13 protein-coding genes are annotated in these 14,531 nt (G+C 41.3%); 4 read left to right on the top strand and 9 right to left on the bottom strand.

Going from position 1 to position 14,531, the window contains the following annotated elements; translation table 11 throughout:
• Window positions 1-29 precede the first annotated feature (29 nt).
• Window positions 30-1,412, top strand: coding sequence for a tRNA uridine-5-carboxymethylaminomethyl(34) synthesis GTPase MnmE (gene mnmE, locus ACFS6H_RS10905; protein ID WP_386098234.1), 1,383 nt, complete (start codon window positions 30-32; stop codon window positions 1,410-1,412).
• 44 nt (window positions 1,413-1,456) lie between these two features.
• On the opposite strand, the gene ACFS6H_RS10900 is transcribed toward mnmE, so the two are convergent.
• From ACFS6H_RS10900 to ACFS6H_RS10860, 9 genes are all read right to left on the bottom strand, one after another.
• Window positions 1,457-2,548: a hypothetical protein gene (locus tag ACFS6H_RS10900; RefSeq protein WP_386098232.1), complete on the bottom strand. Its 1,092-nt coding sequence runs from the start codon at window positions 2,546-2,548 to the stop codon at window positions 1,457-1,459.
• A gap of 33 nt (window positions 2,549-2,581) precedes the next feature.
• Window positions 2,582-3,133, bottom strand: a complete 552-nt coding sequence (locus ACFS6H_RS10895) for a hypothetical protein (RefSeq protein WP_386098230.1) — start codon at window positions 3,131-3,133, stop codon at window positions 2,582-2,584.
• A gap of 71 nt (window positions 3,134-3,204) precedes the next feature.
• Complete coding sequence (locus tag ACFS6H_RS10890; RefSeq protein WP_386098228.1) at window positions 3,205-3,600, bottom strand: SET domain-containing protein-lysine N-methyltransferase; 396 nt, start codon at window positions 3,598-3,600, stop codon at window positions 3,205-3,207.
• Complete coding sequence (locus ACFS6H_RS10885; RefSeq protein ID WP_386098226.1) at window positions 3,597-4,013, bottom strand: SET domain-containing protein-lysine N-methyltransferase; 417 nt, start codon at window positions 4,011-4,013, stop codon at window positions 3,597-3,599. Before ACFS6H_RS10885 ends, ACFS6H_RS10890 begins: the two co-directional genes overlap by 4 nt.
• Before the next feature lie 19 nt (window positions 4,014-4,032).
• Window positions 4,033-4,545 carry a hypothetical protein gene (locus ACFS6H_RS10880; RefSeq protein ID WP_386098224.1) on the bottom strand — a complete coding sequence of 171 codons (513 nt, stop codon included), beginning with the start codon at window positions 4,543-4,545 and terminating at the stop codon, window positions 4,033-4,035.
• Between the two features lie 11 nt (window positions 4,546-4,556).
• Window positions 4,557-4,838 carry a hypothetical protein gene (locus ACFS6H_RS10875; protein ID WP_386098222.1) on the bottom strand — a complete coding sequence of 94 codons (282 nt, stop codon included), beginning with the start codon at window positions 4,836-4,838 and terminating at the stop codon, window positions 4,557-4,559.
• A gap of 876 nt (window positions 4,839-5,714) precedes the next feature.
• A complete protein-coding gene (locus ACFS6H_RS10870; protein WP_386098220.1) occupies window positions 5,715-6,929 on the bottom strand; it encodes a hypothetical protein in 1,215 nt (404 codons plus the stop codon).
• Window positions 6,930-7,077: 148 nt separating this feature from the next.
• Window positions 7,078-8,361 carry a hypothetical protein gene (locus ACFS6H_RS10865; RefSeq protein WP_386098218.1) on the bottom strand — a complete coding sequence of 428 codons (1,284 nt, stop codon included), beginning with the start codon at window positions 8,359-8,361 and terminating at the stop codon, window positions 7,078-7,080.
• A gap of 18 nt (window positions 8,362-8,379) precedes the next feature.
• Complete coding sequence (locus tag ACFS6H_RS10860; protein WP_386098216.1) at window positions 8,380-9,195, bottom strand: hypothetical protein; 816 nt, start codon at window positions 9,193-9,195, stop codon at window positions 8,380-8,382.
• A gap of 160 nt (window positions 9,196-9,355) precedes the next feature.
• On the opposite strand from ACFS6H_RS10860, the gene ACFS6H_RS10855 reads away from it, so the two are divergent.
• From ACFS6H_RS10855 to ACFS6H_RS10845, 3 genes are all read left to right on the top strand, one after another.
• Window positions 9,356-11,296 (top strand): ATP-binding protein, encoded by a 1,941-nt coding sequence (locus tag ACFS6H_RS10855; protein WP_386098214.1) that lies wholly within the window; start codon window positions 9,356-9,358, stop codon window positions 11,294-11,296.
• Window positions 11,296-11,922 (top strand): response regulator, encoded by a 627-nt coding sequence (locus ACFS6H_RS10850; protein WP_386098212.1) that lies wholly within the window; start codon window positions 11,296-11,298, stop codon window positions 11,920-11,922. The genes ACFS6H_RS10855 and ACFS6H_RS10850 overlap by 1 nt, the downstream gene beginning before the upstream one ends.
• A 180-nt stretch (window positions 11,923-12,102) precedes the next feature.
• Entirely contained in the window at window positions 12,103-14,514 is a 2,412-nt protein-coding gene (locus tag ACFS6H_RS10845) for a heavy metal translocating P-type ATPase (protein WP_386098210.1), read from the top strand.
• Window positions 14,515-14,531 lie beyond the last annotated feature (17 nt).

The raw sequence follows: 14,531 nt of genomic DNA, 5'->3' as shown, positions 1-14,531 counted from the left end.
AACCCATCAAACAGTCATAATTTTGACACATGAAAGGGCTTACAAAATGGACGGATACAATAGTAGCAATAGCAACACCGCCGGGCTTAGGCGCATTGGGCATTATCCGGTTAAGCGGCAGTGAAGCGGTGGGTGTGGTAAATGCACTTTTTCCATCAAAAGACTTAGCCAAACAGGCTTCTCACACTTTACATGTCGGCTTTTTACAGGAAGGAGAAACGGTGTTGGATGAAGTGGTGGTGTCCTTATACAAAGCACCGCGTTCCTATACCGGTGAAGATATTGTGGAGATCAGTTGTCACGGTTCACCCTATATTTTACAACAGGTAGTGCATGCCTGTATACAACAGGGCGCACGCCTGGCCACCCAGGGCGAATTTACCCAACGTGCTTTTTTAAATAATAAAATGGACCTGGCACAGGCTGAAGCTGTAGCCGATTTAATAGCTGCCGATACCGAAGCCATGAAACAAACAGCCATGCGCCAGTTGCGTGGCGGTTTTTCACACGACCTGGACAATCTCCGGGAACAACTCATCAACTTTGCCGCGCTGATTGAACTGGAACTTGATTTTTCGCAGGAGGATGTAGAATTTGCTGATCGTACAGCCTTACAGGAACTAATTACCAGTTTAAAAGCAAAGATCAGTGAGCTTGTTAGTTCCTTTAAGCTGGGCAATGTGATCAAAAACGGCGTAAGTGTAGCCATTATAGGTAAACCCAATGCCGGTAAAAGCACTTTACTGAATGCATTACTGAACGAGGAAAGAGCTATCGTAAGTGATATTGCGGGCACTACCCGTGATACGATTGAAGAGACACTTAATATTAACGGTGTACTGTTCCGCTTAATTGATACCGCCGGTATAAGAGAACATACTACCGATGTAATTGAACAGATAGGCGTAGGCCGCAGCCTGGCAAAAATGCGGGAAGCCAATGTTGTGGTATACCTGTTTGATGTGCAGGATACGGACACCCATGCTTTTCAGCAGCAGATCGGTCTCCTGGAAAAAGACGGGCTTATTTATTTACCGGTGGGTAATAAAGCCGATAGTAAACCGCTTGCTAGCCTGCAGAAGGAATATGTACATGATGATATAATCTTTCTATCGGCTAAAGACAAAACCAATATACAGCAGCTTAAACAGGCCCTGTATGATATTGCCGTAGGCGGCACTATCAATACTGAGAGTACCATTGTAACCAATGCCCGCCACCATGCGGCCCTGCTGAAGATACACGAAAGCCTGCAGGACATTGATGCGGGCATGCAGGAAAACCTGACCAGCGATCTGCTGGTGCTGGATATACGCCGTTGCCTGCATTACCTGTCCGAAATAACCGGCCGTATTGAAGTAGACCGGGATATATTGGGTACTATTTTTGGCAAATTCTGCATTGGTAAATAAACCTTTCAGCAACCAAAAAACTTCAATTATCTGCAACTACTTTGCTAGTTAGTTCTAGCGGCCGGGGTATTTAAAACTTTGTGTTCAAACCCCGTTTTTAATCCCGGTGGATTATCAATAAGCGATTTATCCAAAGCACGTGGAGCAAAAGTAAATGTATTGTTATCCTGTTCTCCATCACGCGCTGTTTGCGAAGGTGCTGTAAGTATAAGCTGTGTTTCGTTTGAACCTGAAAAATAATGCAGGTCAACTGTATAAGTCACAGGTTCTAATTTCCAGCTTCCGGATCTAGCCAGGCTACCCCATTCGCTCGTCCTGTTACTGGCAGCTTTGCTCCACCATCCGCCTTTACCCTGGCGGGGTGTAAGAGTAAGTTTATTGCCATTTAGTTTCCAGTTACCAGTTTCATACACAAACTCTATTTCCTTTACAAAAACGGCCCAGTTTTTCATACGGAACAAATATGTGCCGTCGTCATAAAAGGCATATTCTTTCCTAAAATATCCGCCCGAAGGTTGTGGAAATCCATTGGAGTAGCCGCTTGTTTCGATAGTATAACGAACCCACAAACCCACAATGGAGGAGTTATCAGTAGCTGCAGTTGTTGTTGTATTAGTATTGGTACTGGTGTTGGTATTTTTTTGTGCATCGGATAGTTCCAATGAATTAATAAAAGCCAGCAAATCGTTTTCGTACTGCTGTGTATTGGTCATCAATACCACGCTTACCATTTGTCCGCCACCGGTGGCAGTTAGTAATGTTGCCAGTCCTTTTTGAGCATTATCAGTATAATTGGCTGTTCCGGAAATAATATCCCAGCCCTTTTCAGTTATTGGTTCCTGCATATCGGGTGCATCGTTTACCTGTACAGAGGCTTTTACCAGTTTATCCCAATCGGCCTTAAAATTATCAGCAGCACCGGCATCACTTGCTGTAGCCTTGGTAATAAGGGCTATAGCATAAGCACCTGTTTTATTATCGGTAACTGATAATTGCACACCACCCTCGTTTTGCTGTTTTTGCCAGCCCTTGGGAGAAGTATAACTAAGTACATCAAAACTTTGCTTTTGTGTACAGGCATTTAAACTCATTAACAGGACCGAATGAAAAACAAATATTTTTTTAAACAATTGCATGATTATACATTTATAATGAACAACAGCATTATTTTACATCATAGGGGCAGGTGCAGCCGGTGCCGCTGCCGACGCTTTTCTTGCTCTTGCATTCGCAGAACCTGCATTATCCAGTTCCATCGTCAGGGTTTCCATAAACTGGTTAAACTCACTGATACAATCGTTATTATTGGTAAGTAGTTGGTAATACAAAGTTTGACTACCATTGCTTAACGAATAAAAGTAGCTATGTATCTTATCCATTTTTTGGATGGTAGTACCTTTTGAAAAAAAGCTTATTAACCCATCGGCTTCGTATTTGATAACAGCGCCTTTTTGGTTTGAGTAGCTGATGCCCTTACCTCCATTTTTTGTCCGGTAAGCCAGGTAATCGGCATCGGTATTAACTGCTCCCTTTTCAGTGGCCGAGATAATTATCTTGCAAACAACACCTTTTTTTAAGGCCTTCTCCAATGTTACCGTTTCGGTGTTTTTTGTCATTTGCCAGCCGGCGGGTACGGTAAAGCTCGCTTTACCAAAAGTCTCCTGCGCTTTTAATTGATACAGTGATAGCAGCATCAGGCAGGTTATCATCATTCTTTTCATGGTAATAAAATTTTATGAGATAAAAATACGTCCCGTCCATCCCTTTTGTTATCCTATAAAAGCATGATTTTTTACAAAAGAGTAATATCCCTGTCTCTAAACCACTTGCTGTAATCTTCGCCATAAGCACCACCATAATTAATGCAGATTTCGGTGTGGGCAGGAATAGGCTCATGAGCGGTAAATATCATCTGCTTTTCGTCCCGGTCCAATATATATAGGGCATTGGGATACAACCGGTGGTTATACATAGAACCAAAGCCCATCGCCAGCGATAAGGTATTTTCTTCTTTGTTAAAATAAAAACAATAACCGGATAGTGGCGTGCTGTTAAGCAGCACAAAATCATCAGCAGGTACAACAATAACAGGGCAAACTTCAATCGTATCTCCTGCTGCAATATCCTGGTTGCAAAAAACACCTCTCCCCTTGCCCTGCACTTCTTTCAGGTATAAATATGGCTTCATTCCTTGTTTTGTTGGGGAAAATAAACTGCTTCCCTGTTGAGGGGGTGTCCGTTATAATTAATCGTTATTTCTGTACCCGGTTCAATGGTTCTATAGGCATAAATATTAAGGGTATTTCTCTTATTTGAAAACGAATAAAACGCATTAGCTTCGGGCGAATGATTATAAAACGATGCATAGCCAAAACCAAAAGCAGCAGGCATTTCCTGGTTCTTTATTAAAAAATAATAATTGAATAGTTTGGTATAACGCAAGGCCTCTTTTGCTTCTGCCGATAAAAAAACTACGGGAGCTCTTTCAATCAGGCTGCCTTTAAAAATTCTCTGTTTTGCATATACACCCCTGCCATGCAACGGGCTTTCTTTCACTTCAACATTTGTGGGTTGAACAATTCTTTTATTAAAAAGCAACATAGGGCTTATCGGGTTTGCTTTAGTTATCCTTTTTTGTATTCGCTCTTTTGGCTGCTTCCATTTCAGCCTTTTTGGCTGCAGCGGCTTTTTGTTCCGCTTCACGTTTATCTTTTGCTTCTTTTACGGCGGCTTCTTTGGAGTAAGGTGTTGTGTTTTCTTTGCCTTTATCCTTATGTGCGGCCTGTTTGGCCGCTTCCATTTCAGCCTGTTTGGCTATTGCCGCTTTTTTTTCGGCTTCCCATTTTTCTTTCGCTTCTTTTACGGCAGCTTCTTTAGAATAAGGCACCGTATTGTCTTTAGCTCTATTCTTATATGCAGCTTCTTTAGCGGCTTCCATCGCCGCTGCCTGTTTAGCTTTTACATCATCCTTTGTTGCTGCCGGGTTTGCGGCTTTGGGGTCAGTTGAAGTGGTGGTAGTACCTGCAGCCTGGCTACTGCCGGGTTTTTGGGTTTCCTTCTGGGCATTGGTTGTTTGTGCTTTAAGCGATGTAATAAACAACAGGGTACTTAAAACAGATATAATTCTTTTCATTTGTATAATATTTATTGTTTAGCAGAAACTGCTTTATCTGCCACCACATCCGCCTTCTTAATTTCGGCATTTTTAAATGCGACATTTTTTATTGCTGCATTTTTAAACCCCGCATCTTTTGCATCAGTTTTCTTAATTACCGTAGTTTTTTTAATAGTAGTACTCTTAGTCGTTTTTGCGGAAGTATTAATAGCTGTAACGGGCGGAGTAGTTTCTTTTTGTACGTTACTGTTTTGGGCCTTTAAGCCTGCCGTAATAAGCAAGGCACTGACAATAGTCAATAAACGTTTCATTGCTTTTAAAATTTATGAACTAAAAATACACTGTAGCCATCCCCTTTATTATCATATAAAAACATGATTTTTTGTTTCATAAAAACCAAACATCCCGAATATGAAAACCATTTACAATAATCTTCATTCAAAATCGTTAACACCAGGCTATGAATTGAATAGGTTGTTTTTAATAACACGCTCTCACAACTGTATTGTAAGTTGTCGAACCTGGCAGATGCAGCGTAGTGAATTTTCCGGTTGATTCAATTTTACTAAAGGACGGAGGCAAAGGGCTAAAATTTTTATTGTACCCGCAGTCAGTATACGCAATTGGTTTTTATTACTCGTTATATCATCACCCGGCTTGTACCCAAGCAAACCGAAAACATTAAAGCTGATTGTTTTAGCAGCAAATGAAGGATGAGGGTAGGTGTTACCATTTCGGTCCTTAAGATAAAGCGTAACGGGAATCGTATTTATCTTCCAGGCATCACTGGCCCAGGCTTTATTATCATATATAATAGTTAAAGCAAGTCCCTTCTGTTTCAGGTTGCAAAGGGAGATTGGTGTAAGATAATAGGTACTATTGGTAAGAAAAAAAATCAGTTGCAGTGTTAACTTTCATCTCAGGAGCAGAACCTGTTCCTTTTGCCCATTCCCAAAACCAGAAAATCCGCTTTCATTGTAGTTAGCCATACCCAGGTACAAGTAAACATGTAAATTATTCGCTTCCTTATTATCATTGCCGGTATTAATGGTAACTTTTGCGGATTCAATATAGAAAACCGGCATCTTTTATAGCTCCCGCAGTAACAGCCGCCTCAGCTGTATTATTTTTAAGATAAATCAATACCGGTAAATGGTATCGGGTGTCCCTTAAAAGAATAATTTTAACTATTGCAGTAGCCTGTAATAGGCCGGATAATCAAACTTATTGGTAAAGTTTTGTAACAACCGAAGCGATGAGGGCAAGGTAACATACCGGAACGCTACAGTGATGAATTGTGGTGTAGCTGCTCCGGTTGCTGCAGTTTTAAAATAGCCGGCGTTGTATTGATACAATGGCTCACTTTTCTTTTCATTATCGTAAAAACGCCAAAATCGGTTATAGTTAATTTTTTTTTTTAATTTATGCTTGTTGTTCTGGTAGACATCTTCACTCCGGTTAATAATGGCTTGTGCACCCAGCCAATCTTCTTTTTGAGTGGCCAGTATATTTTTTACAAGTTCAACTTTTTCGTTCACCACCGTTTCCCACCCATCGTATTGTTTTACACTGTTATCACGGTCTGCTGTTAATTTTGCGACCAGTTTTGTAAAGTATAGTTTTTCCCGCTCATAGTATTCCAATAAACTTACCAGGTATTCTTTACGGCTTACAGGAATTAATACAGGCATGTTTTTCTTTTTCACAAACCAATACCGGTATATATGTGGAACCCGGCTGTTGAGCTTTACATCCTTTTCGGCTACATCCTGAAAATAATCCTGCCCGGTATTTATGGCTTCCAGCAGCGAGGGGGTATTGCAAGAGAAATACGTAAACAACTTAATCAGCTTATCACCGGGGTCAGAAAGTTTATGATTTTTCCAATCCGCATATTCAAATCCCAAATCATAGTTTCCAAAGCTTCTGCCAAACGGGTTTCGCAAAAAACGTTCTAATGTATTAACCGGTATGGCGTTTACATATACACGCAACACAGTACCGTATTCAGTATTTCGTTTTAGTTTCCCGGCGGCGCAAAAGAACTCATAATGCCCCGCCTGCAAATAATATTTCCCCAGTTTCACACTACCTGCGTATTCGTAGCCATTACCAGAAAAAGTATTTTCCCAATTACCACCGGTAAGGATAAAACCTGCACGGCTTTGCTGCTCGGCCTTTTCAATCTGCTCCAGCGTTTTTTTCGCTATAGCTTTGTCAGCGGCAGTTTTTAGTTCCTTAAAGTAATCAGCCCTTGCCGCCGGCCACGGGTGCTGTGCCGCTGTAAGATATTCGCCAGGTACATTATCTAATTCTGCAGTAGTTTTACAGTTTTGCGCATAGCTGCTTTGTATACCTGCCATCGCCAGACATGCTAAGAAAAAAAATTTCGTTGTCATCATTTTTAATTTACTTCATCAATATTTTTAAACCAGGTAATATTGCTAACCCTGCACGGCGTTCCTGTTCGGTTCGCCATCGTCGGTCTTGTGCTGACGCGATGAATGACAGAAAAAAGTATGACACTACCTTCTTACTAAGCGTAAAAATTTATTGGAGCATTTTTCTCAACGCAGTCATATCAAAACTTTTCAAAAAATTATTAAAATACCGTTCAGAAAAACCTTTGCCTTCAGCTAATTCGTATCGCATCTGCACTTCCATAAACATCGGTTTCGCCGGTTGGCCATCCGGAGCGGTAAAATAGGCCGGATTTAAAATGTATAAAGCCGACGTGTATTCATCTTCTGCATCATAAAACTTACCAAGGTTTTCAAGGCGTTTATTCGCATCGTAGGTTTTGTTATTATTATCAACTACTGCAGGCTTTTGTAACCATGCCTGTTTTTGGCCTGCAAGCAGTTCTTTAATTTTTGCTTTCCGGGCTTCATAAATTCCTGGATAGTCTTTCTTGTCTTTTTCCAGGATAGCACGATCTCTTTTTGCCCCATCAGACATGCTATTGCCAATATTTTTTACCCTGGCCGCATGGTCAAAATAAAAATTAGTCTTTTCAATTTCCAGGTATTCCAGCATATCTTCCAGGTATTGTTTCCTGCTCACAGGAATAAGCAACGGCACACCCGGCTTGGTAATTAAGTAACGCCTGTCTATAAAACGGTATTTGCTTGACGAAGGCTTATACCGGTCGCCGCGTATCCAGTTTTCAGTATACCCGTCACCATGAATGATCTTTAAAAATTCAGTATGCGTGTTTTTATAATCATTGGAGCGATTGGCGAGTACCATCGACTCTGAAATGTACTGCGAAACCTTGCTGGGATTGTTTTTTGCCATATTAACATAATCCGGGCCTTCCCTGGCTTCTATCGGAATTGAGTAGCGAATGCCATTGATGGCAAACTCACCGGTTCCACCTGCTTTTGCGCCTGCAGGCATATATGGATTCACATCTACCCGGAGAACGGTCAGGTATTCGCTGACTATTTTGGTTACATGTTGGGTAACATGACAAACATATTTATAAATGCCCAACTGGTAACCATACCCGGGGTAAGCAATTTTACCATAATTATTATAGTTTCCGCCTGAAAAACTTACCCTGGCCGCACACCCGGTCAGTTTAAAATCTTTCCGGCTTGCTTCCTCCAGTTTTTCAATAGCTATGAGCTGCTTCATCATGGCAGCTTTTATGGTCGCGCCACCTTTGATACTGTGAGAACCATATTTTGGATTAGTATGGTCCGTATAAATTCCTGCTACCGCATCCGCCGTTTCGTGACAAGGGGTTAGCGGGTCTGTTATCTTTTTAACCTGTGCAGGCACATTATGACAATAAAACAAAATAGCGAAACCCAATACTAATATTTTCATCGCTTTAATTTTTAGTTATCACTTGCCATAATAAGTATAGGCAGTCGTATCAGTCTGTACCAAAGCATTGCCCGGTTGTGTGTGTATATTCAATACCCTCCGGGTTACCAGGCCAATCTCATTTGTCTGATACTGGTATTCGATTGTTTGCCTGATTGCATTATTATTAAGTTTATCGTAGTAAGTGGTTTTTTGGAGCAGGTTTTTTGCAGGCTTCCCAGTAAAGGAAACAGGCAGGCCGGTGCTGTAAAAACCGGCACGGTAGGGCAGGTTGGTGTACTCGTACACTACAGAATCGCTGGCATTGGTAATAGATGGAATATGCGCAATTCTTTGGCTATGCGCATAGTTTGCTATGCCATTTTTATAGTTGTACTGTACCCGGTTGGTATAAGTCTGATAATAACTGATGGCAGTAGCCAAACTACCATCGGCATTGTAATGATTTTTGGAGCTTTGAGCAACGGTAGTATTATTGGTAATCCAATTAGAATCGATATATCCGGCCGCGTTTAGCTGGTAATAAACTTTTTGGGAAGAAAGAACACCATTCACATAAGACACCTGCGTGTATAGCCCGTTGCTAAGGGTAGCAATGTATTCCACGGTATTGTTGTTTTGTTTCCGTGTATATTTACAAGTGGTGCCATCGTAGACGTAAAGTGTCGTATCAAATGATATGGAAGAAGTGGTACCTGAATAATTCCTTAGCGAGTGAGTGGCTGTTTTAATTTTATATTGATTGTAGTCGATAGCCGATGGCGACGCTGTATCGTTTTTTGAGCAGGATAAACATCCGAATCCCAAAAAGATGAAGGCGAAAATATTTCTCATTGTTTGCATTTTTATAGGGTAAAAGTACCGGCATGCTATTATTATTATTATCGTCAAAAAAGATGATTTTTAAACCCTATGCTAAAAAAATCATTAAAAAGTATGAGCGGGAAAAGCTACCTTAATGTTTTAATTTGCAGAAACTGAAAATGATCATGTAATGAACAAATGGCTTGTTTGTATAGTTTTACTACTATGTTGCACCACAAAAGCTACTGCCCAGCAAAATATCGACAGCCTGCTTAGCGCATTAAAAACGGCAAAAGAAGACAGCAATAAAGTTTTATTATTATTATCTATCGGGGAGCAATACGAGCGATTTACGCCGGAAACATCCAAGCAATACTATCAGCAATCATTACAACTCAGTCAAAAGATTGGTTATAAGCCCGGCGAAATCAAATATGCCTCCTATTATACCGCTGTATTGAATATGCAGGGAAAGTTTGACTCGTCGTTAATCCTGAACAAAAAAGCGTTAGATCTGGCAAAACAGCTGAAAGATGAATTAATGATCGCAAAAACTACTTTAAATACAGCCAATTCGTTTCACATGATTTCAAAACACGATTCGGCGCTGTATCACTATATGCAGGCTTTGCCCATACTGGATAAGTTGGGGAACAAACGTATGCTGGGTATTGCCTACAGTAATATCCAAAATATTTATACAGATTTAACCCAGTACCAAAAAGCAATTGAATATGGCAGGAAAGGACTTGAGATTTTTAACCGCGAGGTAAATGACCCCTTGAATGAATCCTATTGTTTAAGTAACCTTGGCATCGTTTATAATTATCTGAAAAAGTATGATACCGCCGAGATCTATTTTAACAGGGCTTTGCAAATCAGCCAAAGCATTGGCGATAAATACACCGAATCCGCTGTACTCCTTAACCTGGCCGATATACATTATAGACATGGCAGACTGGAGGCGTCCAAAAAAAATTATGATAAGGCCTATGTAATTGCAAAAGAAATGGACCTGACGGAAACCCAAACTATTGCATTGAAGGGGATGGCCATGTACAGCTTGGAAAATAAGAATTACCGTTCAGCCCGTCAATTTGCAGATTCGGCATTGCTTATTGCTGTAAAAAATGATAATCGTAAACAAAAGCTCAAATTATACAACTTGCTGGCAGATATTTCTTATGCCAGCCAGGATTTAAAAGCGGCACATGAATTTGAAGACAGGGAAGATGCGCTGAATGACAGTATCAATGCTGATAACTTACAAGAAATCTCCACCGAATTTGAAACCAAATACGAAACCGAAAAAAAGGAATCACAAATACAACTACAAAAAGCACAGCTAAGACAGCAATCGGCACTCAACTATTTTTTAATCGCCGGCTCAATAGCCTTGCTTGTCATTTCATTACTTGGTTACCGCAACTACAAACACCGACAAAAATTGCAACAGGTCAAAATTGACGAGCTTGAAACAGAAAAATTACTCACCGCCACAGAAGCAGTAATGAAAGGAGAAGAACAGGAAAGAAGCCGTTTAGCAAAGGATTTACATGACGGATTAGGAGGCATGCTTAGTGGTATAAAACATTCGTTAAGCAGTATGAAAGAAAATTTAATTATGACGCCTGATAATGCACAGGCTTTTGAAAGAAGCATAGACATGCTCGATTCTTCGATCAATGAAATGCGCAGGGTAGCGCACAATATGATGCCGGAAATGCTGTTAAAATATGGGTTAGATACCGCATTGAAAGAGTTTTGTAACGAGATCAACCGTAGCGGTGCGGCAAAAGTGAACTACCAGTCCATTGAAACAAATAATGCTGAGATTAACCAAACCATATCGGTTACTATTTACAGGATTGCGCAGGAGTTGGTGAACAATGCCATTAAACATGGCAAGGCCGACGAGGTACTTGTACAGCTACACCTGCATCAGCAGGAGCAACTGCTGGCACTAACCGTGGAAGATAATGGTATCGGTTTTAACGTAAACAGTTTAAGCGAAGCAACGGGAATAGGATGGAAAAACATTCAAAGCCGGGTAGATTTTATAAAAGGAAAACTGGATGTACAGTCTGTACCCGGCAATGGAACATCGGTAATGATTGAAATTAATATATAATGGCAATACGTATATTTATAGTGGACGACCATTATATGGTAATAGAAGGCATACGGTCTTTACTGCAAAATGAAAGTTCGATAGAATGGATGGGGCATGCCACCAATGCCGCCTCCTGTCTTAGCTTTTTAAAACTGCAGCAGCCCGACATTATTTTACTGGATATTAACCTGCCCGATAAAAGCGGAACAGAGCTGTGTAAAGAAATAAAACAACTGTACCCATCTGTATTTGTATTGGGGCTTAGTACTTTTAACCAGCAGGTCGTTATCAGGAATATGATGAATAACGGCGCCTCGGGTTATTTATTAAAAAATGCCTCTAAGGAAGAAATACTGGAAGCCATTGCTACTGTATTAAAGGGAAAAGAATATTTAAGTATTGAAGCGGCATTCGCCATTAAAGAAACGGATAAACATTTTCCCATCATTACCCGCAGGGAAAAAGAAATATTATTACTGATAGCCGAAGGACTTACCAATGCGGAAATTGCTGAAAAACTATACATAAGTACGCCTACGGTTAATACACACCGTAAAAGCCTTTTGGAAAAATTTGACGTAAAAAACACGGCTTTATTGATAGGTAAAGCCATTAAATATGGGTTTGTGCAACATGAAGATTAAAAGACTTTTACCGACAAACACATGACAACCAGCTAATAACAAGTAGCTGAAAGCAAAGCCTCTCTCCTCTCGTATAAGTTCCGATCCCTGTATTGTAAATCTTATAACACATAACCATAATTGTATAACAGCTACGCCTTACCGTCTGAATAACTTTGTTGTATTAAAAAAACAACAGTTATGGCAGAAGATGTTTTACATATTCCGCTGCAGGATGTAGAAAGCGAACACTGTGCCCTGATAGTAGACAAAGGACTGGGCAAAGTGAACGGCATTTCATCCCATAAAGTAGAATTAAATAATAAACAGGCGGTGATTACCACTGCCGATCCGGTAACTACATTACCCCTGGCGGTGCAGGCCATTAAAGACCTGGGCTACGGCGTGGATACTGTTTCCAAAAACTTTCCCGTTACCGGCATGACCTGCGCCTCCTGCGCCAACAGCACACAAACCATTTTACAAAACCAGCCCGGTGTATTACAGGCAGCCGTAAACTATGCCAACGCATCGGTACAGGTGGAGTACGTTCCAACCATTACCACCCCGCAGGCTTTAAAAACAGCCGTACAAGGTATTGGCTACGACCTGGTAATTGATGAAAGTGAAGAAGCCAAAGACGAACTGGAAGCCATCAATGCCAAAAGGCTACAAACCCTGCGTGTCAAAACCATCTGGGCCATCGCCTTATCGGTTCCGCTGATGCTGATCAGTATGGTGTTCATGAACATGCCTTATGCCAATTATATTATGTGGGCATTGGCCACTCCTATTCTCTTTATACTGGGCAGGCAGTTTTATATCAATGCCTGGAAACAGGCTAAACACCGGTCAGCCAATATGGATACATTAGTAGCGCTGAGTACCGGCGTGGCCTATTTATTCAGTGTATTCAATACTTTATTCCCCCAATACTGGCATAGTAAAGGTATTCATGCGCATGTGTATTTTGAAGCAGCTGCTGTTATTGTGGCCTTTATACTGCTGGGTAAGTTACTGGAAGAAAAAGCCAAAAGCAATACTTCCTCCGCTATTAAAAAGCTCATTGGCCTGCAGCCTAAAACAGTGATACAAATAACTGCCGACGGTACGCATGAAGAAATACCGATCAGCAGTGTACAGATCAATGACAGATTGCTGTCGAAACCGGGTGAGAAAATAGCCGTTGACGGCATTGTGGTTGATGGCAGTTCTTTTGTAGATGAGAGTATGATCAGCGGTGAGCCCATACCGGTAGAAAAGAAAACCGGCAGTAAAATATTTGCCGGCACTATCAACCAAAAAGGAAGCCTGGAGTACAGGGCCGAAAAAGTAGGCGGTGATACGGTTTTAGGCCAGATCATTAAAATGGTACAACAGGCACAGGGCAGCAAGGCCCCGGTACAAAAGCTGGTGGATAAGATTGCAGGCATATTTGTACCCATTGTTATTGGTATTGCCTTGTTAAGTTTTGCAGCCTGGCTGGTATTGGGTGGTGAGAATGGTTTTACGCAGGGCTTACTGGCGCTGGTTACGGTATTGGTGATCGCCTGTCCCTGTGCTTTGGGCCTGGCCACCCCTACCGCCATTATGGCCGGTGTAGGTAAGGGCGCCGAAAACGGTATACTGATTAAAGATGCGGAAAGCCTTGAACTGGCCAACAAAATAGATGCGATCATTTTAGATAAAACAGGTACTATTACCGAGGGCAAGCCTGTTGTGACCAATATTCATTGGGCCAGTGGGAAAGAAAATTTACAACCCGTTTTATCAGGGATAGAAAAAAAATCGGAACACCCGTTAGCCGAAGCTGTATTAAAATATTTTGGCAATAAGCCGGTAACGGACGTAACAGAATTTGAAAGTATCACCGGCTTTGGCGCAAGGGCCGTTTACCAGGGAACCACTTATTTCACCGGTAATAAAACATTGTTAGCAAATAACCATATTGCTATTGCCCCTACACTTGCAGCAAAGGCCGATGAATGGTTAACAGCCGGTAATACGGTCATTTTTTTCGCCGACGAAAAAGAAGCACTGGCTACCATTGCCATCACAGATAAAATAAAAGCAACATCCTCAGAAGCGATAAAAAAATTACAGGATGATGGCATAGCTGTTTATATGCTGACCGGGGATAATGAAAAATCCGCGGCCATTATAGCCAAACAGGTAGGCATCCATCACTTTAAAGCAGGCGTATTACCGGCAGAGAAGGCGGATTTTGTAAAAAGTTTACAAGCCGAAGGTAAAAAAGTAGCCATGGTAGGTGATGGCATTAATGACAGCAATGCCCTGGCACAGGCCGATGTGAGCATTGCCATGGGTAAAGGCAGTGATATAGCCATGGATGTAGCCAAGATGACCATCATCTCCTCCGACCTGGGTAAAATACCTACCGCTATCAGGTTATCGCACCATACTGTTAGCACCATTAAACAAAACCTGTTCTGGGCCTTTATTTATAACCTTATCGGTATACCGGTTGCAGCGGGTATTTTATACCCCATCAACGGCTTCCTGTTAAACCCCATGATCGCGGGTGCAGCCATGGCCTTAAGCAGTGTGAGCGTAGTTACCAACAGCTTACGTTTAAAATGGAAAAATATATAACAACATTCTTCAACAAT

It is taken from the genome of Terrimonas rubra, assembly GCF_042686025.1.
Taxonomy (GTDB): Bacteria; Bacteroidota; Bacteroidia; order Chitinophagales; family Chitinophagaceae; genus Terrimonas; species Terrimonas rubra.
The sequence above is the reverse complement of the archived record's forward strand: the minus strand, read 5'-3'. Positions and strand labels throughout refer to the sequence as shown.

Bases quoted from the DNA above. Each gene is read 5' to 3' on its own strand.
- mnmE (WP_386098234.1), top strand. From the start codon at position 30: ATGAAAGGGCTTACAAAATGGACGGATACAATAGTAGCAATAGCAACA.
- ACFS6H_RS10900 (WP_386098232.1), bottom strand. From the start codon at position 2,548: ATGCAATTGTTTAAAAAAATATTTGTTTTTCATTCGGTCCTGTTAATG.
- ACFS6H_RS10895 (WP_386098230.1), bottom strand. From the start codon at position 3,133: ATGAAAAGAATGATGATAACCTGCCTGATGCTGCTATCACTGTATCAA.
- ACFS6H_RS10890 (WP_386098228.1), bottom strand. From the start codon at position 3,600: ATGAAGCCATATTTATACCTGAAAGAAGTGCAGGGCAAGGGGAGAGGT.
- ACFS6H_RS10885 (WP_386098226.1), bottom strand. From the start codon at position 4,013: ATGTTGCTTTTTAATAAAAGAATTGTTCAACCCACAAATGTTGAAGTG.
- ACFS6H_RS10880 (WP_386098224.1), bottom strand. From the start codon at position 4,545: ATGAAAAGAATTATATCTGTTTTAAGTACCCTGTTGTTTATTACATCG.
- ACFS6H_RS10875 (WP_386098222.1), bottom strand. From the start codon at position 4,838: ATGAAACGTTTATTGACTATTGTCAGTGCCTTGCTTATTACGGCAGGC.
- ACFS6H_RS10870 (WP_386098220.1), bottom strand. From the start codon at position 6,929: ATGATGACAACGAAATTTTTTTTCTTAGCATGTCTGGCGATGGCAGGT.
- ACFS6H_RS10865 (WP_386098218.1), bottom strand. From the start codon at position 8,361: ATGAAAATATTAGTATTGGGTTTCGCTATTTTGTTTTATTGTCATAAT.
- ACFS6H_RS10860 (WP_386098216.1), bottom strand. From the start codon at position 9,195: ATGAGAAATATTTTCGCCTTCATCTTTTTGGGATTCGGATGTTTATCC.
- ACFS6H_RS10855 (WP_386098214.1), top strand. From the start codon at position 9,356: ATGAACAAATGGCTTGTTTGTATAGTTTTACTACTATGTTGCACCACA.
- ACFS6H_RS10850 (WP_386098212.1), top strand. From the start codon at position 11,296: ATGGCAATACGTATATTTATAGTGGACGACCATTATATGGTAATAGAA.
- ACFS6H_RS10845 (WP_386098210.1), top strand. From the start codon at position 12,103: ATGGCAGAAGATGTTTTACATATTCCGCTGCAGGATGTAGAAAGCGAA.